Source organism: Streptomyces sp. NBC_00669 (genome assembly GCF_036226785.1).
Taxonomy (GTDB): domain Bacteria; phylum Actinomycetota; class Actinomycetes; order Streptomycetales; family Streptomycetaceae; genus Actinacidiphila.
This window is the reverse complement of sequence record NZ_CP109018.1, coordinates 8,787,439-8,810,303: the sequence shown is the minus strand read 5'-3', so window position 1 is coordinate 8,810,303 and position 22,865 is coordinate 8,787,439. Positions and strand designations below refer to the sequence as shown.

Below are 22,865 nucleotides of genomic sequence, written 5' to 3'. Positions count from 1 at the left end.
AGGGAGGAACGTGGACCGCAATCGCCCGGCCCGCCGCGACATCCTGCGGCTCGGCGGCTTGCTGATCCCGGCTGTCGCGGCTCCGGCACTGCTCACCGGGTGCGGCACCAGCCCCGCGAGCAGCGCCGGAAACGTCCTGCGGGTGTCCCAGCCCGGCGACCCCAAGACCATGGACCCGCACAAACAGGGCGACATGACGTCGATGAACGCCCTGATCAACATGTTCGACACGCTCACCACCCGCGGCCAGGACAACCTCCTGCACCCGCGGCTCGCCCTGACCTGGGTCGCCCGCACCGCGACCACCTGGCGCTTCACCCTGCGCCCCGGCGTCACGTTCCACAACGGCGAGCCCTGCGACGCGGCGGCGGTCAAGTTCAGCATCGAGCGCGTACTGGACCCCGCGACCAAGTCACCGATCGTCGAACTGCGTTACGTCAAGGACGTCACCGTCGTCGACCCGCTCACCGTCGACGTGCACACGACCCTGCACGACCCGATCCTGCCGGACAAGCTCTCGCTCTTCGGCGGCGTGGTCGTTCCGCCGCGCTACCTGGCCAAGGTCGGGGACGCCGGGTTCGCCGAACACCCCGTCGGCACCGGGCCGTTCACCTTCGTCCGCTGGCAGCGCGACCACCAGTTGCGGATGCGCGCCTTCCCCGGCCACTGGCAAGGCCGGCCGCACGTCGACGAGTTGGTGTTCAGCCCGCAGCCCAACCCGTCCTCCTCGCTCGCCGCGCTGCAAAGCGGCCAGGTCGATCTCGTGGCCGGCCTGACCCCCGACGCGGCGCAGCAGTTGGACGGCTACGGCGGCGTCAAGCTGGACGGTTTCACCGGCATCAGGACCTCGTACCTGTCGCTGAACACCCTGGCCGACGGGCCCCTGAAGGACCGTCGGGTGCGCCAGGCGCTCAACCACGCGGTGGACGTACCGCTGCTGATCAAGGCGGTGCTCGGCGGCAAGGCCACCGAGGTGCCCGCGATGATCCCGCGCGGCGCGTTCGGCTTCGACCCCTCCGTCCAGCCGTTCACCCGCTCCGTGGACACCGCCCGCAAGCTGCTCGCCGAGGCCGGCCACCCGAACGGGTTCTCCACCCAGCTGACCGCCTCCAACATCGACTCCAACGTCGCCGAGGCGATCTCCGGACTGCTGTCCCGGGCCGGCGTGCACGCCAAGGTCCAGCTGCTGGACCCCGGCACCTACGCCGACCGGCTCACCTCCGACGACCACAACGCGCTCGGGCCGATGTACCTGGCCGCCAGCACCGTCTGGACGCTGGACGGCGAGAGCATGCTCCAGTCCAACGTCCGCAGCGACCGCCGCCAGAGCAGGTGGCACGACAAGGACGCGGACCACCTCATCGACGTCGAGGAACTCTCCGAGGACCCCGCCGAGCGCAAGCGCGCCTTCTCCGACCTCCAGCGACTCATCCAGCGCGAAGCCCCCTTCGTCCCGCTGTACCAGATCGACAACATCTACGCCCGCAACAGCCGCCCGCGCTGGAAGCCGGGTTCGGCCGGCGTGCTGGCCATGCAGAGTGCGGAGATCTCCACATGAGCGACCTCACCCTCCGACCGCCACGCGCCGCGGGGACGGGCCGGCCCCGGCTCGACGTCCGTTCCGGGCTGCTGCGCGCGGTCCTGATCCGGGTCGGCACGGCACTGCTCGTCCTGCTGTGCACCGCGACCGTCTCCTTCTTCCTCGTCCGGCTCTCCGGCGACCCGGTCAAGCTGCTGCTCCCGCCGGACGCCACCGCCAAGCAGGAGTCGGTGCTGCGCGCCAGCCTCGGCCTGGACAAGCCCCTGATCACGCAGTACCTCGATTACATCTGGGGCCTGCTGCACTTCGACTTCGGCAACTCCATCTCCTACAACGAGCCCGTCGGCCATGTGCTCGCCGACCGGCTGCCGGCCACCCTGGAACTGGCCGCCGCGGCCCTGGTGGTGACGCTCGTCATCGCCGTGCCCGCCGGCATCGTGGCGGCCATGCGGCGCGGGCGCGCCTCGGACCGCGGCATCATGACCGGCGTCCTGCTCGGGCAGTCCACCCCGCCGTTCTGGGTCGGCATCCTGCTGATCCTGGTCTTCGCCGTGGGCCTGCACGCCCTGCCCGCCTCCGGCTACGGCACCTTCGCCAACCTGGTGCTGCCGGCCGTCACGCTCTCCGTCTACTCCATCGCGGTCGTCGCCAGGCTGCTGCGCTCGTCGCTGATCGACGTGCTCTCCTCCGACCACATCCGCACCGCCCGCGCCAAGGGCTTCGGCCCGGTGAAGACGGTGCTCACGCACGGCCTGCGCAACGCGTCGCTGCCGGTGGTCACGGTGGTGGGCCTTGAGGTCGGCAGCCTGCTGGGCGGCGCGATCCTCACCGAACAGGTCTTCTCCTGGCCCGGCGTCGGCCAGTTGACCATCGAGGCCATCTCCAACCGCGACTTCCCGCTGGTCCAGGCGACCGTGCTGTTCTTCGCGACCACCTTCGTCGTGGTCAACCTGCTGGTCGACCTCTCCTACAGCCTCCTCGACCCGAGGGTGAGGAACTCCCGATGACCCTGACCTCACCAGCCGCGCCCGCCGCGGCTCCCGCCCGCGCGGCGACCCGCGGCCGGCGCTCCGCCGTACTGACCGGCCTGCTGCGCAACAAGCTCGCCGTGGTCGCGCTCGTCGTCCTGGCGGTCCTGCTGATCGCCGCGCTCTTCGCCCCGCTGCTCGCGCCCGACAACCCCAACGCGCAGGACCTGCTGATGCGGCTCAAGCCGCCCGCCTGGCAGCACGGCGGCAGCGGCGCCCACCTGCTGGGCACCGACCAGCTCGGCCGCGACATGCTCTCCCGGGTCATCTACGGCACCCGCGTCTCGCTCCTGGTCGGCGCCGGGGCGGCGCTGCTCGCGGGCGTGATCGGCACCGTGATCGGCCTGGCGGCCGGCTACTTCGGCGGCTGGCCCGACCGGGTGCTGATGCGGCTGGCCGACGTCCAGCTCGCCTTCCCCTCGATCCTGCTGGCCCTGGCCATCGTCGGGTTCTTCGGCTCCGGGCTGTGGTACGTGATCCTGGTGCTGGGCATCACCGGCTGGGTGTCGTACGCCCGGGTGGTGCGCTCGGAGGTGATGTCGCTGCGCTCGCGCGACTTCGTCACCGAAGCGCGGGCGATCGGCGTCACCGACGTGGCCATCATGCGCCGCCACCTGCTGCCCAACGTGATGGCGCCGCTGGCCACCATCGGCACGCTGCACATCGCCGCCGCGATCGTCGCCGAGGCGTCGCTGAGCTACCTGGGACTGGGCGTGCCCAAGGAGACCGTCACCTGGGGGTCGATGCTCGCCGACGGCCAGCTGTACCTGGGCACCTCCTGGTGGGTCGCGGTCTTCCCGGGCATCGCGCTGATGCTCACCTCGCTCGCCATCAACATCACCGGCGACGCCCTGCGGGACGTCGCGGACCCGAAGGCGTACCGCCGATGACCACTGACAAGCCGATGAGCACTGACCAGCCGATCCCCCATGACCGGCCGATCACCGGCCACCCGCCGGTCAGCACCGGCGCACCGACCAGCGAGCCGGTCCTGGAGATCACCGACCTGAGCGTCGACTTCCGGCTGGACACCACCACCGTGCACGCCGTCCGCGGGGTCAGCCTGAGCCTGGCGCAGGGCGAGACCCTCGCCGTCGTCGGCGAGTCCGGCAGCGGCAAGACGGCCACCGCCCTGTCGGTGCTGCGGCTCAACCCGCAGCCGCCGTGCGTCTACGCGGGCGGCCGGGTCCTGTTCGACGGGCGCGACCTGCTCACCCTCCCCGAGAAGGAACTCGGCCGGATCAGGGGCCAGGACATCGCCATGGTCTTCCAGGACCCGATGACCAGCCTCGACCCGCTGCGGCGGGTCGGCGCCCAGGTCGCCGAGGTGCTCCGGCACCACCAGGGGATGTCCCGCGCGCAGGCGGGCGCCGCGGCCGTCGAGGCGCTGGACGAGGTCGGCATTCCCGACCCCGAACGCCGGTTCCGGCAGTACCCGCACGAGCTGTCCGGCGGTCTGCGGCAGCGCGTGATGATCGCCGCGGCGCTGGTCGGCCGGCCCCGCGTGCTCATCGCCGACGAGCCGACGACCGCGCTGGACGTCACCGTGCAGCGGCAGATCCTGGACCTGCTGGTCTCCTTGCAGGAACGGCACGGCATGGCCGTCCTGCTGATCACCCACGACCTCGGGGTGGTCGCGGAGACCGCCGACCGGGTGGCCGTCATGAACCAGGGCGCGGTCGTGGAGACCGGTGACGTGCTGGACGTCTTCGACCACCCGGCCGACGACTACACCCGCCGGCTGCTGGCCGCCACCCCCCGATTGGAGCTGGCATGACGACCGACGCCGGCACGGCACCCCAGACCCGCCGGCCGCTGCTGGAACTGGCCGGACTGCGCAAGGAGTTCGGCGGGCGGCACGGCGCCGTCGCGGTGGACGACGTGTCCTTGACGGTCGGCGAGGGCGAGACGCTCGCGCTGGTCGGCGAGTCGGGCTGCGGCAAGACCACGCTGACCCGGCTGCTGCTGCGGCTGGTGGAACCCACCGCGGGCAGCGTCCGCTTCGACGGGCAGGACCTCTCCGCCCTGCCCCCGGCCGAACTGCGCCGCCTGCGCCGCCAGATACAGGTCGTGTTGCAGGACCCGTACTCCAGCATGAACCCGCGCATGAAGATCACCGACATCGTGGCGGAGCCGATGGTCACCCACGACCCGGCGGCACGCGGCAGGCGCGGGCGGGCGTACATCCGCGAGCGGGTCGGCGAGCTGCTGGAGTCGGTCGGCCTGGACGCCGGTATCCAGGACCGCTACCCGCACGAGTTCTCCGGCGGACAGCGCCAGCGGGTGTCCATCGCCCGTGCGCTGGCGGTCGAGCCCCGGCTGATCGTGCTCGACGAGCCGACCAGCGCCCTGGACGTGTCGGTGCAGGCCCGCGTCCTCGACCTGCTCGCCGAACTCCAGCAGCGGCGCGGCCTGACCTACTTCTTCGTCTCCCACAACCTCGCCGTCGTGCAGCAGGTGGCCGACCGGATCGCCGTGATGCGGCAGGGCCGGCTGGTGGAGGTCGGTGACGCGGACCAGGTGCTGCGCCGCCCCCGCCACGAGTACACCCGGCAACTGCTGGACGCGGTGCCGGTGCCCGATCCGCGCCGGGGCCGCCGCGGGCGCGCCGTATCGCCCGCGACCGCGACCGCGGCCTCGACAGCCGCCACCACCGCTGACGGCCCGGACGCGCCCGGCCCCGCCGGCCCCGCCGGCTCCGGGGACCCGCGATGACCGGATACGAGCCGGGCCGCCGCGCGTCGCCGCCACGGCAGCCCCCGCGACAACCTCCCTGCCACCCCCCGCTACAACTGCGACAGCACCAGCCCGGCGCCGCCCAGCAGCGCCACGTCGTCGACCGCGGCCGTGCTCACCAGGACCCGCGGCTGCTCCGCACCGTCCCCCACCAGGCCGGAGCGCAGCCGCTCCTCGATCAGCCCGCGGAACCGCTCGCCGCCCTCACGCGCCTCACCGTGCAGCACGAACAGCCCGGGGGCGAAGAGCTGCTGGACGTTGACCAGGCCCAGGGCGACGTTCTCCGCGTACTCCTCGACCACCCGCTGCGCGGCGCCGTCCTCGCGAGCCACCAGGGCGCCCAGCGACACCGCCTGCCCCAGGCCGGCCTCCCGCGCCCTGGCGTGCAGCCAGCGGGTGGTGGCCACGGTCTTCCAGCAGCCGCGGCTGCCGCAGGTGCAGCGCTCACCGCTGGCCGACACCGTCATGTGGGCGCCGCTTCGGCCGCCGGGCGGGGCCAGCACCTGGCCGGCGTAGAGGATGCCCACGCCCAGCACCTCGCCGGTCGAGACCGACGCGAAGGTGCGCCGGCCGCGGCCGGGACCGAACCACCGGTCGCCGAGCACCTGGAGCCGGGCGTGGTGCTCCACCCGCACCGGCACCCCGGTCAGCGCCTCCAGCCGGGTCGCCACCGGATAGCCGCGCAGCGCCGGCACGTCGTTGACCTCGGTGATCAGCCCGGCGTCGGGATCGACCAGGCCGGCCGCCGCCACCCCGATGCCCTCCGGACGGCCGCCGGCGAAGACGCGGGCGGCGCGGGCGAGCGCGGCGTCGAGATCGGCGGGCAGCGCGGTCGCCGCGTCGTACCCGGTCTCGGTCCGCTCCACCACGGTGCCGGACAGGTCCAGCACCGCGGCCCTGATCCGGCCGGGCACCAGTTCGACCGCTCCCAGCCTGCGTGGACCACGCGGTGCGACCGGCTCCGGTTCGAGCGCGGGCACCAGTCGCAAGGGGAAACGTTCGTCGGCCATGGGCCGACTCTGCCACGACCGGGTTTCAGGAAGGTAGTGCTGTGATCCACACGAACTTGACCGAGTCGACCTGGCAGGAGGTGCGCGCGGCCGGCGCGCGGGGCATCGCCCTGCTGCCCATCGGCTCCCAGGAGCAGCACGCCGCCCACCTGCCCATGGGCACCGACACCCTCCTCGCGGAGGCGGTGGTCGACCGGGCCACGGCCCTGCTCGCGCGGGACGAGGGCGGTACGGAGCTGGTGCGCCTGCCCGCGCTGCCCTTCGGCCACAGCCCGCACCACCTGTTCGCGGCCGCCGTGTCGCTCAGCGCGGCCACCCTCGGGGCGGTCCTCGACGACGTGCTGGACTCGCTCGCCACCTCCGGCTACCACCGGATCATGGTGGTCAACGGCCACGGCGGCAACGACGAGATCATGCGGCTGGCCGTCAAGCGGTTCGCGCTGCGCACCGAGGTCACCGTGGCGGCCTGCTCGTACTGGACGGTCACCTCCGGCGAGGACGACGGCGGGCGGCCGGAGGTCACCCCGGGGCACGCCGGCTGGTTCGAGACGTCGCTGATGCTCGCGGCCCGGCCGGACCTCGTCCGCACCCCCGTGCCGGCCCGCGCGCCGGTGGAGCCGCCGCCCCTGTTCGACCACCCGCCCTACCCCGGCCTGACCGTGGAGCGCCACGGCGAGTGGGCCCGGGTCGGCGGGTCGACCGACGACGCCTCCGCCGCCGACGCCGCGCGCGGCCGGCGGCTGCTGGACGACCGGGCCGCCGGGCTGGCCCGGGCGATCCAGGCGTTCGACGAGGCCACCCGCTGAGTGCGAAGCGAGCACCGCTGAGTCGGCGCGGCCGCCCGCCGGGTTCGACGCGGTCACCGCCGAGCGCGAAGCGAGCACCGCTGCGTTCGAAGCGACCAGCGCTGCGTTCGACGCGGTCCTCGGCCGCCGAGCCGGTGCCCGCCGGCGCCGCACCTGTCACCACCGAGTTGGAGAGAAACGTATGAAGATCGTCGATGTCGATGTGTGGGTCGTCAACCTCCCGCTGGTCAACCCCTTCACGAGCTCGTTCGAGACGAAGACGGGAGAGACCCGCACCGTGGTGCGCATCCGTACCGACAGCGGCGTCGAGGGCTGGGGCGAGACCATGTGGGGCCGGCCGGTCGCCGCGATCGTCAAGGCGCTGGGCAAGGAGCTGATCGGCACCAGCCCGTTCGCCCTGGAGAGCTTCCACCGCAGGCACCACATGGTGCCCTTCTTCCACGGCTACCTCGGCTACGCGGCGATCGCCGCCATCGACGTGGCGTGCTGGGACGCGATGGGCAAGGCCACCGAGCAGTCCGTGACGGACCTGCTGGGCGGCCGGGTCCGGGACGAGGTCCCGATCACGGCGCTGATCACCCGCGCCGACGCCCCCGGGGCAAGCGGGGCGGCACTGGCCGAGGCGCTCGCCGAGCACACCGTGCGGGTGGTCGAGGAGGGCGGCTTCGAGGCGGTCAAGCTCAAGGGCACCACGGACGTCCGGGGCGACGTGGCGATCCTGCGGGCGCTGCGCGCGGCGCTTCCCGAGGTGAACCTGCGGGTCGACCCCAACGCGGCCTGGTCGGTGCCGGACTCGGTGCGGGCGGGCATCGCCCTGGAGGAGCTGAACCTGGAGTACCTGGAGGACCCGTGCTCCGGCATCGAGGGCATGAGCCAGGTCAAGGCGAAGGTGCGGATACCGCTGTGCACCAACATGTGCGTCGTGCGGTTCGAGGAGTTCGCCCCCGCGATGCGGCTCAACGCCGTGGACGTCATCCACGGTGACGTCTACAAGTGGGGCGGCATCGCGGCCACCAAGGCGCTCGCCGCGCACTGCGAGACCTTCGGGCTCGGCATGAACCTGCACAGCGGCGGGGAACTGGGCATCGCGACCGCGGCGCACCTCGCGGTCGTGGCCAGCACCCCGGTGCTCTCCCGCGCCATCGACAGCATGTACTACCTGCACGCCGACGACATCATCGAGCCGCTGCACCTGGAGAACGGGCGGCTGCGGGTGCCGGAGGGGCCCGGTCTCGGCGTCAGCGTGGACGAGGGGAAACTGCGGCACTTCGCCGCCGTCAACGAGCGAGAGGGAGACCTGACCGGATGAGCGCACAGGGCAAGCAGGCGGTACGCACGAAGGACGCGCCGAACCCCGCGGGAGCGTACAGCCAGGGCGTGGTGGCCGGCGGGCTGCTGTTCACCGCCGGGTTCGGCCCGCAGGACCCGGCGACGGGAGCGGTGCCCGAGACGGTCGCGGAGCAGACGGCGCAGGTCCTGCGCAACGTGCGGGCGGTGCTCGCGGCGCGCGGGCTGACCATGGACGACGTGGTCAAGGTGACCGTCCACCTCCAGCACCTGCGCCGGGACTTCGCGGCCTACGACGCGGTGTACCGGGAGTTCTTCACCGAGCCCTACCCGGTGCGCACCACGGTCGGCTCCGACCTGATGAACATCCTGGTGGAGATCGACGTGGTGGCGGCGATCCCCGCCTGACGCCGGGTTCCGCGGGCGGATCGTCCCCGCCAGGGCCATCAGGACGCATCCCGGTCCGGCCGCGGACCCGCACCGGCCGCACCGGGTAAGGACCACCGGTACCCCGCGGCCGGTGCGTACCGCGCTTCCGGGTGGGCAGGCGCACGGCGGCGGTCCGCGACCCTCGGGCCGATCGCCGGGCGCGGTGCCGGGCTCGGTGCCGGTCGCGGGTCGCGTACCCCCGTCCGGCCGACCAGGAAGGCGAGCACCATGCCCAGAGGATCGAACGCCAAGCGCGAGCGCCAGTACGAGCACATCAAGGACAGCGCGAAGGAGCGCGGCACGTCCGAGCGGCGGGCCGAGGAGATCGCGGCGCGCACCGTGAACAAGGAGCGGGCCCGCGCCGGCGAGTCGCGCACCGCCAGCCGCAGCTCGACCGAGGACATGTCGTCGTCCAGGCGGGGCGGGCAGCGCTCGCACTCCGGGTCCGGCGGCCCCACGAAGGAACAGCTCTACAACGAGGCCCGGCAACGCGGCATCGAGGGCCGTTCGACCATGACCAAGGCCGAGCTCAACAGGGCACTCGGCCGCTGAGCACGCTCCCCCCGGGCCCGGATCGCCATGCGGCGGTCCGGGCCCGGGGCCGTCTCCATGCTGTTACTTGTACACCCCAAGCGCTTGTGTTATACAAGTAACGATACACGTGGAGGTGGGCACTTTTGGTGGACCGGACAGGCGCGGAGTCCGTCGCAGGGCAGGGCGGGGCGGGCCTCGGGGATGAGGGCGGCGCGGACCAGGGCGGCGCGGACCAGGGGGCCGGAGGCGCACCCGGCGCCGGCGTGGCCTCGGTCGCGGACGCGGTGGTCGAACTCCTGCGGACGGTACGGCGCTCCAAGGCCCGGCTGCTGGCCGCGGCGAGCGACGACGTCGACTCGGCGACGCAGATCCTGCTGCGCCACTGCGCGATCGACGGCCCGCTGCGGGCGAGCGCGCTGGCCTCCAGCGTCCAGTCGGATCTGTCGACGGTCAGCCGCCAAGTGGCCGCGCTGGTGAACCGCGGGCTGCTGGAGCGCCGCGCGGACCCGGTGGACGGCCGGGCCAGCCTGCTGGTGGTGACCGACGCCGGCCAGGCCGTGATCGCCGAGCACGAGCAGGCCCGGATGGCCTTCTTCGAGCAGGTGGTGAGCGGCTGGTCCACCGAGGAGCGCAGCCAGTTCGTACGGCTCCTGGAGCGGTTCACCGCCGCCTATGACACGACCCACGCCCATTGGACGACCGACGCGGCGCGACAGGGCGCTTGCACCAGTGACTTGAAAGAGGGCAGTACCGCATGAGCGCCACCGCAACCCGTCAGACAGGCTCGCCGCCGGACGGCGCGCTGACCCATCGTCAGATCATGACGATCCTGTCCGGCCTCGTCCTGGGCATGTTCCTGGCCGCGCTGGACCAGACGATCGTCTCGACGGCGATCAAGACCATAGGCAACGACCTCAACGACCTGTCCGCGCAGGCGTGGGTCACCACCGCGTTCCTGATCACCTCGACGATCGCCGCACCGCTGTTCGGCAAGCTGTCGGACATCTACGGGCGCAAGCGGCTGTTCATGCTCGCGATCGTGATCTTCGTGATCGGCTCGGCCCTGTGCGGCCTGGCCCAGTCGATGTACGAACTGGCCGGGTTCCGCGCGTTCCAGGGCATAGGCGCCGGCGGCATCATGCCGCTCGCCCTCGCGGTGATCGGCGACATCATCCCGCCGCGCGAGCGCGCCCGTTACCAGGGCTACATGATGGCCGTCTTCGCCAGCGCCTCGGTGCTCGGCCCGGTGCTGGGCGGTCTGCTCTCCGGCACGGACAGCTTCCTGGGCGCCGCGGGCTGGCGCTGGATCTTCTACATCAACGTCCCCATCGCGGCCTTCGCGCTGGTCGTCATCGCCAAGGTGCTCCACCTCGACCACGTCCGCCGCGAGCGGCGCATCGACTGGTGGGGCTCGGCGCTGCTGGCCATCGGCCTGGTGCCGTTGCTGGTCGTCGCGGAGCAGGGGCAGAGCTGGGGCTGGGCCTCGGCCGGCTCGTTCGCCTGCTACCTGACCGGTGCGGCGGGCCTCGCGCTCTTCGTCTGGGTCCAGCACAAGATGGGCGACGACGCGCTGCTCCCGCTGCGGCTCTTCCGCAGCAGCACCTTCTCGGTCGCCTCGGCCCAGGTCACGATCATCGGTATGGCGATGTTCGGCGGGATGTCGGTGATCCCGCTCTACCTGCAGATCGTCAAGGGCGCCTCGCCGACCAAGTCCGGCCTGCTGCTGCTGCCGATGGTCGCCGGGCTGATGCTCGCCTCCCTCGGCTCGGGCCAGTTCGTCGCCCGCACCGGCCGCTACAAGATCCTGCCGGTGGTCGGGTCCTTCCTCATGGTCATCGGCATGGGCCTGATGATCACGATAGGCGCCGACACGGCCCTGTGGCAGACCGACATCTACATGGCGGTCTTCGGCATCGGCCTGGGTCTGAACATGCAGAGCCTGGTGCTGGCGATGCAGAACGCCGTGCCCGCGAAGGACATGGGCGTCGCCTCCGCGTCGTCGACGTTCTTCCGCTCCATCGGCGGCACCCTGGGCACGGCGATCTTCCTGTCCGTGCTGTTCTCGCAGGCCGGCACCAAGATCGCCCACGAGTACACGAAGGCGGCCACCGACCCGGCGTTCATCGCGGCGGGCAAGGCCCACCCGGACCAACTCGCCGCGCTGCACCAGCACCTGGGCGGCGGGCTGGACGACACCTCGTTCCTCAACGGGCTCGCCAAGCCGCTCAGCCACCCGTTCTTCGCGGGCTTCTCCGCGGCCGGCGACGTGGTCTTCGCGATCGTGGCCGTGCTGCTGCTGGCGGCGATCGTGCTCTCCACCCAGCTCAAGGAGGTCCCGCTGCGGCTGGTCTCGGGCAACCAGGCCCGCACCGAAGCGGAGACCGCCGCCACGGCGAGCGCCGCGGGCACCGCTACGGTCCCGGCCGCTGACGACACCGCGCAGGGCGCCCCGGCCGCGCCCTCCCCGGACACCCCGCGTACGGGCACCGCGACCGAGCACTGACCCGGTCCCGTACCCCACCGGAGAATCGCTTCTCCACGACGTCCGCCCCGCCGCCCACCCCCGGGCCGCGGGGCGGACGCCTGTGGGGCGGGAGTTGGCGGGGACGTCGAACTCGTGGGGTGTGCGGACGGCTTGACGCAGAGCGGGGGCCCGACCGGGCTTGCCGGTCGGGCCCCCGTGGTGGCGGGTGGGAGGGTCAGCGGAGGCGGGCCGCCTGGGAGGTGGGCAGCGCGGCCGCCGGGCCGCGGGACGGGGTGGCGGCCGGCGTGGTCGCCGTGGGGTGGTGGTGGCCGGAGCCGCCGCGCAGGGCGTGCGCGAGGGCCGGCAGCCCGCCGACCAGCGGCAGGTCGGCGCTGGACCGGGAGAGGTCGACGCTGATCGTCGGCTTCGTGCTGGGGGCGACGATCAGGCCGTTGTCGGTGCCGGCGACGATCAGGGCGAGCCGGTGTCCGGCGGGCACCACGTGGTCGGTGGAGGCGAGTTGGATGGTGATGGTGTAGGGCTTGCCCGGGGTGAGCGACACGCCGTGCAGCGACGGGTCGTAGTGCCCGAGGTCGGCCCAGCCGCGGCTGAAGACGGTCTGCTGGACGTTCTCGGTGTCCGCCGCGGTGTCGAGGTAGCAGGCACTGTCGCCCGACGTGCTGTCGCCCCAGCAGGACCGGGTGTTGAGCGTGGTGATGCCCTCGGCGCCGTCCTCGTAGTTGCGGATGGTCGCCGGACCGAGGTCGACCAGGACCGCCGACAGGTGGGCGCTGGTGGTGGTCGGGGTCGCGGTGAGGGTCACCGTGCCGCCGCCCGACAGCCGCAGGTCACTGGCGAGCGTGCCGGTGGTGAACGACACCTTGCTCGCGGTCGCCTGGTCCGCCTGCGCCGCCCAGTCGTCCTCGTCCTGCGCGGGGTTGTCGGTGTAGCGCTCGGTGCCGCTCGCCGGCGGGGCCCCGGCGCTCAGCGAGCCGAGGCCGTTGGTGCCGCTCGCCTTCAGGCCGACCTGGGTCGCGGCGGTGCCCGGCGCGGGCCAGACCGGGTCGGTGCTCCAGTGGTCGGGGGTGCGCTCGATGTCGGCCATCGGCTGGCTCTGCACGCCGTTGTCGACGCCCATCAGGTAGTGGTCGAACCACTGGTGCAGGGTGTCGACCCAGTCGGACCGCCGGTAGTCGAACGGGTCCACGTGGCCGGTCTGCGACAGCCAGATCTTGCGCTGCACCCCGTTCGCGGCGAGCGCGTTCCACCACTGGCCGAAGTTCTTGGTGCGCACGTTGAGGTCCTGCATGCCCTGCGCGACGAAGACGCTGGCCTTCACCTTGGACGCGTTGGCGTAGTAATCGCGGTCCTGCCAGGCGCTGGTCCAGTCGCCGTTGCGCGGCGCGCCGTCACGCAGCGCCTGTTCCTCGGCGGAGCAGTGCGACTGCGCGCCGGAGCTCTCGACCTCGGAGGCGAGCTCGTCGGGGCCGCCGTCGTAGAGGGCCGCGCCCTGCGCGAAGTAGTAGTCGTACCAGGAGCTGATGCCGCTGATGTCGACGATGGTCTTCAGGCCCTCGACCCCCGTCGCGGCGACGCCGTTGGCGACGGTGCCGTCCCAGCTCTTGCCGATCATGCCGACCGACCCGTTGGACCAGCCCGCCTGCGCGGTCGTGCTTCCGGTGCGTGTGGTGTACGCGGTGGCTCTGCCGTTCAGCCAGTCGATGACGGCTTTGGCCGAGGTGATGTCGGAGGCGCCGCCGACGTCGACGCAGCCGTCGGAGCGGTCGGTGCCCGCGAGGTCGACGAGGACGACCGCGTAGCCGCGCGGTACGAAGTAGTTGTCGTAGTAGAGCGGGAAGCCCACCGGGTTGCCGCTCTGGTCGTACGTCTTGACCTGGCTCTCGTTGCCGCGGCCGCAGCAGGAGTAGTACGGGCTGGCGTCCATGATCACCGGCACCTGCCGGCCCGCCGCCGCGGGTTCCGAGGGCCGGATGATGTCCGCCGCCACCCGGTCGGTCTTGCCGTCGCGGTCGCCGTCGACCCAGACGGACTGCCGGATGGCGTTGGCGTAGGAGTCGACCGGTTGACTGCCGGTGTCCCGCGGGCCGGCACCGGCGTGCGCGGCGACCGGGCCGAGGAGGACGAACATCAGGGCGGTGAGGACCACCGCCACGACGGACATCGAGTGGGTGCGGGGTCTCCGCGTCAGTGACAGCACCCCGGGACGTTACATCCTGACACCGCCATGACAACACCCCCTCTTTCGAGACAGCGGGGCGATTACCAGACACCCGCGGGCGCGTCCGGCGGCGACGGGCGACCGTCCCACGCCGACCGACCGCTCCACGCCGGCGACCGCCCGGCTACGCCCGGACGATGCGCTCCACCAACTCCGGCACCCACTCCACGTACTCGACCTCCGCGCCGCCGCGGTGGCGCGCGTACAGGAACCGGCCGGTGGCGCTGGTGCTCTCCGGCGTGGTGATCTCGGCGCCGGCGGCCGCGAGTACCGCCGTCAGGGCGTCGAGGTCGTCGACGATCACGGTGGCGCCGGCGTGGGCGTAGCGGGCCCGCTCCGCGGGTGGTCCCGCGATGACGAGGAAGTCGCCGATCGCCGCGAGTTCGACGGAGTCGAAGGCGAAACGGAGATCGGGCTCGGCACCGGTCAGTTCGCGCAGCAGGGGCAGCGACGGGTCGAGCGCATCGGTCCACAGGCGGGCGTAGGTCTTGAGAATGGTCATGACGGGTCCTCACGGTCACTTGTGCATACCTGGGCACCGTAGGAGAGTGAGCAGGTCGGAGGGAAGAACGCACTTTTTCGAAAGAGAGGCACCTGATGGTGACCGAGGAGGCCGGCCGGGTTTCACGGGACGCGGACGCCGATGTGACGCGCGCCCACTCCCTCGCGCGGGAGATCTTCTCCGGCATCGCGAACAAGTGGACGCTGCTGGTGGTCACCATCCTCGGCGAGCGCACCCTGCGCTTCACCCAACTCCGCGGCGAGGTCGAGGGCATCAGCCACAAGATGCTCACGCAGACGCTGCGCGGCCTCGAACGCGACGGGCTCGTCGAGCGCACCGTCCACCCGACCGTGCCGCCCCGCGTGGAGTACGCGCTCACGGACGCGGGCCAGGCGCTGCGCGCGACCGTCTACGGCATGTGCGCGTGGACCCGGTTGCATCTGGAGCACATCGAGGGGTCCCGGGAACGCTTCGACCGCGCGCGCCGGGAGCAGGCCGCCGCGGCATCCGGCCGGTAGGCCCGGCACGACAGCGCGCCCGCGCACCCGCACGCCCGCACGACCGCGCCCGCGGTGCGGCCCGCCCGGCTCGGCGACCGACCAGGAGGGGCAGAAGCAGCAGCAGATCGTGCGCCGCCGACCAAGCTCGGCCAGCCCTTCACCCGCTGGTCGATCCGCAAACTCGCCGCCTACCTGCAAAGAGTCCACGGCCGCGTGATCCGGATCGGCCGCGAGGCCTTACGGTGCCGGCTCGCCCGCCGCGGCGTCACCTTCCAGCGGACCAAGACATGGAAGGAGTCCCCTGACCCCGAGCGCGATGCCAGGCTCGACCGCATCGAACACGTCCTGGACCGCTTCCCGGACCGGGCGTTCGCGTTCGACGAGTTCGGGCCGCTCGGCATCCGTCCCGCCGGCGGCTCGTGCTGGGCCCGGGCCGGTCGCCCCGAGCGGCACCCCGCGACCCACCACCGCACCCACGGCGTCCGCTACTTCCACGGCTGCCACTCGATAGGCGACGACACACCCGGAGCCCGAAACAATGCGGTGCCGGGTGGGGCGCCGCCGGTGTAACGGCGGCGCGCCAGTCGGGACCGTTGTGGCTACGCGTCCCCGGTGGGCCCTGAGGAGGGCCCGGTCATCGCAGGGCGTCGTTGGTGCGGGCGGTCCAGATCGCCAGGGCGGCGAGCAGGGCGCAGGCGCCGCCGAGCCACAGCACGCCCTGGAGGGTGAGCGTGTCGACGATGACGCCGCCGACCAGTGCGCCGATGCCGATGGACAGGTTGAACACCGCCACCCACAGCGAGGAGGCCGCTTCCACGGCCTGCGGGGCGGACTTGAGCATCCAGGTCTGGAGGCCCACGGACACACCGCCGTAGGACAGACCCCAGACGATCAGCAGGATGGCGCCGCCGACCGCGGTCCGGCCCAGCAGCAGGAAGAGCGGCATCGCGACCGCGAGGGCCATGGAGATGATCAGCACGCTCCGGTGCACCCGGCGGGAGAGCGCCGCGCCGGCGACGAAGTTGCCGATCATGCCGGCCACACCGAACCCGAACAGCAGCGGACCGACGTAGCGCTCGTCGATCCCCGACAGCTTCTGGAGCGCCGGGCTCACGAACGTGTAGGCGGCGAAGTGCCCGAACACGATGAGCGCGGTCGCGATGATGCCGACGCGCACGCCCGGGTTGCGGAACTGCTCCGTCAGCAGCTTCGGCCGGATGGCCTGGGATGCGGCCAGCCCCGGCAGCACCGCCAGCAGGACGATCAGGGTGACGAGCGCCAGGGCGCTCAGTGAGGAGAAGGCGGTGCGCCAGCCGGTGAGGTCACCGACCAGGGTGCCGAGCGGGACGCCGAACACGTTCGCGGCTCCGACGCCGCCGAAGATGACCGCGGTGGCTCGCGGCGCGTCCGCGGGGGCGGCGAGCCGGACGGCCAGGCCGCTGGCGACGGCCCAGAAGCCGCCGATCGCGATACCGACCAGCACTCGGGAGCCCACCAGGACGGCGAAGTTCGGTGCCAGGGCGGAGGCCAGGTTGGAGACGGTCATCAGGGCCATCAGGCCGAGCAGCAGGATGCGCCGGTCCATCGACCCGACGAGCATCGGAACCAGTGGTGCCGCGAACGCGGCGACGATGCTGGGCACTGTCACCATGAGCCCGGCCGTCCCCTCGGAGACCGACAGTGCGGACCCCACGGAGGTCAGCAGGCCGATTGGCAGTTGCTCGGCGGTCACCAGCAGGAAGGTGCCCAGAGCCACCGCGGAGACCGCCGTCCAGCGACTTTTCTCCGGGACCTCTGGTTCCTGTGTCGAGACGGGGGTCTGTTCTGCGGTCGTCAACGGAGCCTCCTGCAAAGATTCGGGAGCGATCGCTCCCATACGGCAGACGCTAGTATGGGAGCGACCGCTCCACAAGTTGGGTAAGGTGAACACATGGCACGCCCCCGACAGTTCGACGAGAAGAACGCGGTCAGGTCGGCGACCGAGCTGTTCTGGCGACGCGGTTACCACGCCACCTCGGTGCGCGACCTGGGTGACGAGCTGAAGCTCACGCCCAGCAGCCTGTACCGGACGTTCACGGACAAGCACACGCTGTTCCTGCGCGCGCTCGACCACTACCGGGCCACCGACTCGGCGGAGGCCCAGCAGCGGCTGGACACGGCGGACCGTCCCGTTCGGCAGGTGCTGCGGGAATGGATGCTGTGGCTGGTCACCTGCCCGGCCGACGGCAAGTCCGGCCGCGGGTGCTTCGTGGTCAACACCGCCACCGAGCTCGGCACCACCGACGAAAAGGTCCGCCGGCGGACCGAGGCCGCCTTCGAGGTCACCCGGCAGGCCCTGCGGTCCGTGCTGGCCGAGGGCCGTGACCGTGGCGAACTGTCCGCCGGTCTCGACATCGACGGCGCCGTGGAGCTGCTGTTCACCACGGTGCTCGGCCTGCGGGTACGGGAACGCGCCGGCCACGACATCGAGCGTCTGACCACCGCGATCGATCTCGCGATCCGCGCCCTGGGGCCCCCGCCTGCGGAACCTGCCTGACGGCACCGCACCGGGACGTGCCAAGCAGGCCCTCGTCGACGCCGGCTACTGCTCCGAGACGAACCTCGAAGCCGCAAAGGAACGCCGACTGAGCTCCCCCACTGACACGTTCATGGCCACCGGCCGCCTCTCCCACGACGAGCAGGTCCCGCCCGCACCCCGCGGACGCATCCCCAAGGACGCGACCTTGAAGGAGCACATGGCCCGCGAACTGCGAACCAAGCCCGGCCGGGCCGCATACAGCCGACGCGAGACCATCGTCGAACCCGTCTTCGGCCAGATCATGACCTGCCACAACGGCCGCCGACTCCTCCTGCGCGGCGAGGACGGCGCCCGCGGCGAGTGGCGCCTGCCGGCCGCCTGCCACAACCTCCGCAAGATCTTCCGCCACACCGGAGCCGCCGAACTAGGCCGTGACGCTCGCCTGACCGCCCGCAACCGGCGACCCCCGGCACCGATTCCCGAACCCGCGAACGACACCTCCGACACCGACAGCCCCGCGAGCGGCGGACGACTCATCCCGCCGATCGCGACCGCCTGGCTGCTCGCCGGTTACTGAGACAGGCTCCTGGCCAAGCCGGTGAACCTACGCGGTCACAGCACTAGCGGGTCCCGCGGCCGGTCGGGTCGACGGTCCCGCGCCGCCGGGAGTGGGCGTCCACCGGGTCAGCCCGACGCCCCCGGTCCACGCGGCGGGTCGACGGAACCCGTCAACGGCTCACGCCGGCACGCGAGTTGCGGCGCACACCTGTCACAGGCCGGCGGGAGTCCGGGGGGCCGCGGGGAGGAGCCTGCGGGCCTCCCGGTCCGTCACCGGCTCGTCCGGCTCGATGCCGTGCAGGACGTACGCCAGGATCTCGGCGCCGCGCACCACCCGCGGGCCCGGGCGGTTGAAGTGGGCGGGGCCGTCGAGGACCCAGACCCGGCCGTCGCGGACCGCCGGCAGGTCCGGCCACGCGGGGTGTCCGGTCAGCACGTCCGCTTCCGTGAAGGTGCGTTCGGGCGGGAAGCCGCAGGGCATCAGCACGATCACCTCCGGGGCCGCGTCGCACAGCGCGGCCCAGTCCATGGCGGCGGTGTGCTCGCCCGGGTGGGCCAGCAGGGGTTCGCCGCCGGCGCGGCGGATCTGTTCGGGCACCCAGTGCCCGGCCGGCCACAGCGGGTCGAGCCATTCGATCGCGGCCACGCGGGGCCGGGGCCGACCCGAGGTCCGGTCCCGTACGGCGTCCAGCCGCCGGTACGCCTCGGCCACCCGGCGCGCGGCGGTCTCCGGTACGCCCAGGACGTCGCCGACCCGGCGCACGCAGGCGAGCACGTCGGGCAAGGTCCGCGGCTCCAGGCTGATGACGCGGGGCCCGTCGCCGTCCAGTACGCGTACCGAGTCGGCGACCGCCTCGTAGGAGACCGCGCAGACCTGGCAGAGGTCCTGGGTGAGCACCACGTCGGGCGCGAGGTCCGCGAGCAGGCCGGCGTCCAGGGTGTACAGGGAGGAACCCCGGTGCGCCGCTCCCCCGACCGCCTCGGAGATCTCCCGGCTGCTCAGCGCGTCGGCGTCGAACTCGGCGGACGTCACCACCGGCACCGGACCGACCACGTCCGGCGGCCAGTCGCACTCGTGGGTGCGCCCGACGAGGTCGCCGCCGAGGCCGAGTTCGACGACGATGTCGGTCGCGGCGGGAAGCAGGGAGACGATGCGCATACCCGAACGGTAGACCGCCCCGTACGGCGCGCGGGACGCACGGCGCACCCGGCCGCGCCTGGCGCCCGAACCGGCGACGGAACGCCCACCGCGGGCGCACACTGGGGACGGGGCATCGGCGGACCCGGGTCCGCCGGCGGAGGGGGAGGCCAACGGTGGCCGCACGACGGGGACTTCGGTCCGTGGAGGGGCTGTACGTGGCGGCCGTGGGCGCCCTCGCGGTGCTCGGCGCCGTCCACGGCGAGGCCCTCTTCTACCTGCTGGCGGTCGCCTTGACGCTGCCGTTCGGAGTGCCGGCGCTCGTGCTCGTCTACGGCGGGTACGCCGTCCTCAAGGGCGTCGGCGGCCTCCTGGCGCCGGCCACCCGCCCCGACGGCAGCGACGCCGCCTGGCTCAGCGCCGGCAGCGCCACGCTCAACGTCGCCCTCCTGGTCGGCGCGGCCCTCGCCAACGTCCTGCTGCTCGAACACACCCGCCGCCGTCGCCACCCCACGCCCCGGTAACGCATCGACCCGGCCTGCCCGCAAGGCCGTTGACGCGACGCCCGAACGGCGGGACCCACGGCACCACCGCACCCGCCCGGTATCTGCTGCCGCCTCCGCCATGCCCCGGCCACACCCCCGTGGCAGCCGGACACACGCCAGAAACGACGACGCGCGAACGCCCCACGACCGATCCGGCCCCCACCCGGACCACCGCAGCCGCGCCACCCGCCCGGTACCGACAGCCGCCTCCACCATCCCCCGACCACACCCCCGTGGCAGCCGGGCACACGCCGGAAACGACGACGCGCGAACGCGCCACGACCGATCCAACTCCCCCCGGACCGCAGGACCCACGACGCCACCACACCCCCGGTACCGACAGCCGCCTACACCATCCCCCGACCACGCCCCCGTGGCAGCCGGGCACACGCCGGAAACGACGACGCGCGAACGCGCCACGACCGATCCAACTCCCCCCGGACCGCAGGACCCACGACGCCACCACACCCCCGGTACCGACAGCCGCCTACACCATCCCCCGACCACGCCCCCGTGACGGCCGGACACACCCCGGAAACGACGACGCGCGAACGCGCCACGATCGGTCCGGCTCAGACGGCATCACGGGGACCCACGTGCTTCCGCAGGAACGCGAGTTGCGCCTCGACGGCCTCTTCGTGCGCGGCGAGGAACGGGGCGTAGTGGCTGCCGGGCAGGTGGACCACCTCGGCGGCCGGCGCGTTCCCGGCCGCGCGGACGGCGGGGTCGGCGAGCACGCTCTGGTCCTGGTCGCAGACGACGACCAGCAGCGGGCATCGTATCCGGGAGGCGTGGCGGCCGGGCCGGTAGCCGCCGATCCGCAGGGCGATCCGGGCGGCGACGGTCTGCTCCCAGCCGGTGTGCCGGCCGTCGGGGTCCAGGGCCAGGTCGCCGTCCATGGCGTCGGGCGTGGTGAGCGAGGCGACGGCGCCGCGCGGACCGGCGGTCGGGACCAGCAGCGGCGGGCGCCCGAAAGCGCCGCCGAGCGCGTCCGCGACGCCCCGGCCGAAGAGCCGCAGCGCCGCGAGGGGCGTCATGCAGCGCAGCGCGTGGGGTGCGACCGCGCGGCCGTCGACCAGCGGGGTCTGGGAGATGGCGCAGGCCAGTCGCGGGTTGTCGGCCGCGACGCGGAAGAGGTGGCCGCCCGCGAGCGAGAAGCCCCAGGCCGAGATCCGGTCCGGGTCGACGTCGGGCAGGTCGGTCGCGCAGTCGATCGCGGCATGCCAGTCGGCGACCTGCTCGTCGAAGTCGACGATCTGGCGCGGTGTGCCGCCGCTCTCCCCGAACCGCCGGTGGTCGAAGGCCAGGACGGCGAACCCGGCCTCGTTGAACCGCGCGGCGAACTGGTCCGAGGCCGGTTCCTTGGTGACCGAGGTCCCGCCGGCCATGATCACGCAGCCGCCGTTGGCCCCCGGATAGTGCCAGCCGGCGCATGAGGTGTCGCCGCTGGCGAAACGTACTTTCTCCCGTTGCCTGATCACGGGCACGTGGACCTCCGTGGTGATTGCGTCGTACGCGGGTGCGATGTCGGTGCGCTGCGATGCGGGTGCGCTGGGGTGCGGGGGCCCGCGGCGTCGTCGTGGCCGCGGGCCCCCGCGCCGGGTCGCCACCGGCGGTGGCGGCCCGGGGTACCGGCGGTCAGCCGGTCAGCCGGTCAGCCGGTCAGGACGGGGAACCAGTTGCGCGGGTCGAGGATCATCGTGCGCTCCTTCCATGGCTCGGGTCCACGAGCGGCGAGGCGCCTTCGGGACGATGCGGGGTGGATGTCCTCCATGCTTGGGCCGCCGTCCCCGAAACGGGCAGCGCGAGGCGGTGGAATGGGCGAAACTTGCTCGCATGGCGCGCGCAACGGCGGATTCCGCACTGAGCCTCATCGACCAGCGGCTGGTGGCCGCGCTGCAGTGCGACGGCCGTCTGACCGCGGAGCGGGCGGCCCAGGTGCTGGGGCTCAACCCCGCCACCGTGCGCCGCCGCCTGCACGCGCTCGGCGCCGACGGCACGCTGCGTGTCGTGGTCTCACCGGTCGCGCGACCGCGCAACGGAGGCTCGGCCGGCGCCCTGTTCCTGCGCATCCGGGTGCTGCGGGGGAAGCTCGACACGATCGTGGCCGCGCTCGCCGCGCGCGAGGACATCCCGTTCATCGACATCACCACCTCGGGTGACGAGATCTTCGCCGTCGCCCGGACCGAGCCGGGGTCGCGCGACCCGCTGGTCTTCCGCCAACTGCCCTCCACCCAGGCGGTGACGTCCCTGGAGAGCGCCACGATCCTGCACGTCTTCCGGCTCACCTCCGAGTGGCGGCACCAGGTGCTGACCGCGGCGGAACGCGCGGCGCTGAGCCCGGCCGGCCCGGGACCCGGGTCGGCCGCCGACGGCTCCCCCGGCCCGTACGGTGTCGACACCGACGCGGTGGAGCAGGCTCTGATCGACGCTCTCACTCCCGACGCGCGGCTGTCCTCGGCGGCGCTGGCCGAGCGCACCGGCCACCCGGAGAGCACCGTGCGCCGCCGCCTGGCCAGGCTGGCCGACCAGGGCCGGCTGGTCACCCAGGTGCTGGTCGATCCGCGCCGCCTCGGGCTGCTCATCGAGGCCAAGCTGCTGCTGCACGTGGCGCCGGACCACCTGGCCGCCGCGGGGCAGGCGCTGGCCGATCACCCCGCGGTGCACGGCGCGTTCGCGACCTCGGGCCCCTCGAACCTGCACGCGGCCGCGTACTTCCCGGATCTGACGGCCCTGTACGGCTTCCTCTCCCGGGACCTGGTCGGCCTGGGCATCACCCATGTCGAGACGGCCGTCGTCAGCCGCGCCGCCAAGCGGACTCCCGCGCTGCCGCGGCCGGTTCAGCCGGCCCCACCCGTGCGGGCGGCCCGGGAGGCACGACAGGCCCGCCCGGCCCGCCAGAGGTAGGCCGCGCCCGCGCGTACGCCGCCCCGAGACGCCCCCACCGCGCCTTCGCCCACCCCGAAGCGACCCCGGCCCCACCCCCACCCACCCGATTTGTCAACGCCATTGACATATACCTGGCACCCCT

The 22,865-nt window shown here is 72.8% G+C and carries 21 protein-coding genes and 2 pseudogenes; 17 read left to right on the top strand and 6 right to left on the bottom strand.

Features of this window, described 5'->3' with window-relative positions; translation table 11 throughout:
* Positions 1-40 precede the first annotated feature (40 nt).
* From OG896_RS37100 to OG896_RS37080, 5 genes are read left to right on the top strand one after another with little or no spacing between them, the layout of a single operon-like run.
* Positions 41-1,558, top strand: coding sequence for an ABC transporter substrate-binding protein (locus OG896_RS37100; protein ID WP_329374525.1), 1,518 nt, complete (start codon positions 41-43; stop codon positions 1,556-1,558).
* A complete protein-coding gene (locus OG896_RS37095) occupies positions 1,555-2,547 on the top strand; it encodes an ABC transporter permease (RefSeq protein WP_329372480.1) in 993 nt (330 codons plus the stop codon). Before OG896_RS37100 ends, OG896_RS37095 begins: the two co-directional genes overlap by 4 nt.
* Positions 2,544-3,458, top strand: a complete 915-nt coding sequence (locus OG896_RS37090) for an ABC transporter permease (protein ID WP_329372479.1) — start codon at positions 2,544-2,546, stop codon at positions 3,456-3,458. Before OG896_RS37095 ends, OG896_RS37090 begins: the two co-directional genes overlap by 4 nt.
* Positions 3,455-4,345: an ABC transporter ATP-binding protein gene (locus OG896_RS37085; protein ID WP_329372477.1), complete on the top strand. Its 891-nt coding sequence runs from the start codon at positions 3,455-3,457 to the stop codon at positions 4,343-4,345. The genes OG896_RS37090 and OG896_RS37085 overlap by 4 nt, the downstream gene beginning before the upstream one ends.
* Positions 4,342-5,283: an ATP-binding cassette domain-containing protein gene (locus tag OG896_RS37080; protein ID WP_329372475.1), complete on the top strand. Its 942-nt coding sequence runs from the start codon at positions 4,342-4,344 to the stop codon at positions 5,281-5,283. The genes OG896_RS37085 and OG896_RS37080 overlap by 4 nt, the downstream gene beginning before the upstream one ends.
* A gap of 71 nt (positions 5,284-5,354) precedes the next feature.
* Here OG896_RS37080 and OG896_RS37075 read toward each other — a convergent pair whose 3' ends face one another.
* The gene (locus tag OG896_RS37075) at positions 5,355-6,314 is read right to left on the bottom strand and encodes an ROK family protein (RefSeq protein ID WP_402449237.1); all 960 of its coding nucleotides are present in this window, start codon (positions 6,312-6,314) and stop codon (positions 5,355-5,357) included.
* 41 nt (positions 6,315-6,355) lie between these two features.
* Between OG896_RS37075 and OG896_RS37070 the strand changes: the two genes are divergently transcribed.
* The 6 genes from OG896_RS37070 (at position 6,356) to OG896_RS37045 (ending at position 11,873) form a co-directional block, all read left to right on the top strand.
* Complete coding sequence (locus OG896_RS37070) at positions 6,356-7,120, top strand: creatininase family protein (RefSeq protein ID WP_328460552.1); 765 nt, start codon at positions 6,356-6,358, stop codon at positions 7,118-7,120.
* A 181-nt stretch (positions 7,121-7,301) separates the two neighbouring features.
* Positions 7,302-8,429, top strand: a complete 1,128-nt coding sequence (locus tag OG896_RS37065) for a mandelate racemase/muconate lactonizing enzyme family protein (protein ID WP_329372473.1) — start codon at positions 7,302-7,304, stop codon at positions 8,427-8,429.
* A complete protein-coding gene (locus OG896_RS37060) occupies positions 8,426-8,815 on the top strand; it encodes a RidA family protein (RefSeq protein ID WP_328460556.1) in 390 nt (129 codons plus the stop codon). The genes OG896_RS37065 and OG896_RS37060 overlap by 4 nt, the downstream gene beginning before the upstream one ends.
* 249 nt (positions 8,816-9,064) lie before the next feature.
* On the top strand, positions 9,065-9,388 hold the full coding sequence (locus tag OG896_RS37055; protein WP_329372470.1) for a plasmid stabilization protein: 324 nt from the start codon (positions 9,065-9,067) through the stop codon (positions 9,386-9,388).
* A 128-nt stretch (positions 9,389-9,516) separates the two neighbouring features.
* On the top strand, positions 9,517-10,128 hold the full coding sequence (locus tag OG896_RS37050; protein WP_329372469.1) for a MarR family winged helix-turn-helix transcriptional regulator: 612 nt from the start codon (positions 9,517-9,519) through the stop codon (positions 10,126-10,128).
* A complete protein-coding gene (locus OG896_RS37045) occupies positions 10,125-11,873 on the top strand; it encodes an MDR family MFS transporter (RefSeq protein ID WP_329372468.1) in 1,749 nt (582 codons plus the stop codon). Before OG896_RS37050 ends, OG896_RS37045 begins: the two co-directional genes overlap by 4 nt.
* Positions 11,874-12,069: 196 nt before the next feature.
* Here OG896_RS37045 and OG896_RS37040 read toward each other — a convergent pair whose 3' ends face one another.
* Both OG896_RS37040 and OG896_RS37035 read right to left on the bottom strand, forming a co-directional pair.
* Entirely contained in the window at positions 12,070-14,016 is a 1,947-nt protein-coding gene (locus OG896_RS37040; RefSeq protein WP_443057284.1) for a Xaa-Pro dipeptidyl-peptidase, read from the bottom strand.
* A 181-nt stretch (positions 14,017-14,197) separates the two neighbouring features.
* On the bottom strand, positions 14,198-14,575 hold the full coding sequence (locus tag OG896_RS37035; protein WP_329372467.1) for a VOC family protein: 378 nt from the start codon (positions 14,573-14,575) through the stop codon (positions 14,198-14,200).
* Positions 14,576-14,670: 95 nt separating this feature from the next.
* On the opposite strand from OG896_RS37035, the gene OG896_RS37030 reads away from it, so the two are divergent.
* Both OG896_RS37030 and OG896_RS37025 read left to right on the top strand, forming a co-directional pair.
* Positions 14,671-15,093: a winged helix-turn-helix transcriptional regulator gene (locus OG896_RS37030; protein WP_329372466.1), complete on the top strand. Its 423-nt coding sequence runs from the start codon at positions 14,671-14,673 to the stop codon at positions 15,091-15,093.
* A gap of 117 nt (positions 15,094-15,210) precedes the next feature.
* Positions 15,211-15,597, top strand: a pseudogene (locus tag OG896_RS37025) (IS630 family transposase); the annotation flags it as partial.
* 112 nt (positions 15,598-15,709) lie between these two features.
* Here OG896_RS37025 and OG896_RS37020 read toward each other — a convergent pair.
* Positions 15,710-16,912 (bottom strand): MFS transporter, encoded by a 1,203-nt coding sequence (locus OG896_RS37020; RefSeq protein WP_329372465.1) that lies wholly within the window; start codon positions 16,910-16,912, stop codon positions 15,710-15,712.
* A gap of 93 nt (positions 16,913-17,005) precedes the next feature.
* Here OG896_RS37020 and OG896_RS37015 point away from each other — a divergent pair, with 93 nt between their 5' ends.
* Both OG896_RS37015 and OG896_RS37010 read left to right on the top strand, forming a co-directional pair.
* Positions 17,006-17,611, top strand: a complete 606-nt coding sequence (locus OG896_RS37015; protein WP_329372464.1) for a TetR/AcrR family transcriptional regulator — start codon at positions 17,006-17,008, stop codon at positions 17,609-17,611.
* Positions 17,612-17,633: 22 nt separating this feature from the next.
* Positions 17,634-18,020 (top strand): annotated as a pseudogene (locus tag OG896_RS37010) (transposase); the annotation flags it as partial.
* 342 nt (positions 18,021-18,362) lie between these two features.
* Here OG896_RS37010 and OG896_RS37005 read toward each other — a convergent pair.
* Entirely contained in the window at positions 18,363-19,310 is a 948-nt protein-coding gene (locus OG896_RS37005; protein ID WP_329372463.1) for a cobalamin-binding protein, read from the bottom strand.
* Between the two features lie 155 nt (positions 19,311-19,465).
* Between OG896_RS37005 and OG896_RS37000 the strand changes: the two genes are divergently transcribed.
* The gene (locus tag OG896_RS37000; RefSeq protein ID WP_329372462.1) at positions 19,466-19,813 is read left to right on the top strand and encodes a hypothetical protein; all 348 of its coding nucleotides are present in this window, start codon (positions 19,466-19,468) and stop codon (positions 19,811-19,813) included.
* Between the two features lie 593 nt (positions 19,814-20,406).
* On the opposite strand, the gene OG896_RS36995 is transcribed toward OG896_RS37000, so the two are convergent.
* Complete coding sequence (locus OG896_RS36995; protein ID WP_329372461.1) at positions 20,407-21,321, bottom strand: alpha/beta hydrolase; 915 nt, start codon at positions 21,319-21,321, stop codon at positions 20,407-20,409.
* Positions 21,322-21,670: 349 nt separating this feature from the next.
* Here OG896_RS36995 and OG896_RS36990 point away from each other — a divergent pair, with 349 nt between their 5' ends.
* Positions 21,671-22,741, top strand: a complete 1,071-nt coding sequence (locus tag OG896_RS36990) for an Lrp/AsnC family transcriptional regulator (protein WP_329372459.1) — start codon at positions 21,671-21,673, stop codon at positions 22,739-22,741.
* The last annotated feature ends 124 nt before the right edge of the window (positions 22,742-22,865 follow it).

Bases quoted from the DNA above. Each gene is read 5' to 3' on its own strand.
- OG896_RS37095 (WP_329372480.1), top strand. From the start codon at position 1,555: ATGAGCGACCTCACCCTCCGACCGCCACGCGCCGCGGGGACGGGCCGG.
- OG896_RS37090 (WP_329372479.1), top strand. From the start codon at position 2,544: ATGACCCTGACCTCACCAGCCGCGCCCGCCGCGGCTCCCGCCCGCGCG.
- OG896_RS37085 (WP_329372477.1), top strand. From the start codon at position 3,455: ATGACCACTGACAAGCCGATGAGCACTGACCAGCCGATCCCCCATGAC.
- OG896_RS37080 (WP_329372475.1), top strand. From the start codon at position 4,342: ATGACGACCGACGCCGGCACGGCACCCCAGACCCGCCGGCCGCTGCTG.
- OG896_RS37075 (WP_402449237.1), bottom strand. From the start codon at position 6,314: ATGGCCGACGAACGTTTCCCCTTGCGACTGGTGCCCGCGCTCGAACCG.
- OG896_RS37065 (WP_329372473.1), top strand. From the start codon at position 7,302: ATGAAGATCGTCGATGTCGATGTGTGGGTCGTCAACCTCCCGCTGGTC.
- OG896_RS37060 (WP_328460556.1), top strand. From the start codon at position 8,426: ATGAGCGCACAGGGCAAGCAGGCGGTACGCACGAAGGACGCGCCGAAC.
- OG896_RS37055 (WP_329372470.1), top strand. From the start codon at position 9,065: ATGCCCAGAGGATCGAACGCCAAGCGCGAGCGCCAGTACGAGCACATC.
- OG896_RS37045 (WP_329372468.1), top strand. From the start codon at position 10,125: ATGAGCGCCACCGCAACCCGTCAGACAGGCTCGCCGCCGGACGGCGCG.
- OG896_RS37040 (WP_443057284.1), bottom strand. From the start codon at position 14,016: ATGTCCGTCGTGGCGGTGGTCCTCACCGCCCTGATGTTCGTCCTCCTC.
- OG896_RS37035 (WP_329372467.1), bottom strand. From the start codon at position 14,575: ATGACCATTCTCAAGACCTACGCCCGCCTGTGGACCGATGCGCTCGAC.
- OG896_RS37030 (WP_329372466.1), top strand. From the start codon at position 14,671: ATGGTGACCGAGGAGGCCGGCCGGGTTTCACGGGACGCGGACGCCGAT.
- OG896_RS37015 (WP_329372464.1), top strand. From the start codon at position 17,006: ATGGCACGCCCCCGACAGTTCGACGAGAAGAACGCGGTCAGGTCGGCG.
- OG896_RS37005 (WP_329372463.1), bottom strand. From the start codon at position 19,310: ATGCGCATCGTCTCCCTGCTTCCCGCCGCGACCGACATCGTCGTCGAA.
- OG896_RS36990 (WP_329372459.1), top strand. From the start codon at position 21,671: ATGGCGCGCGCAACGGCGGATTCCGCACTGAGCCTCATCGACCAGCGG.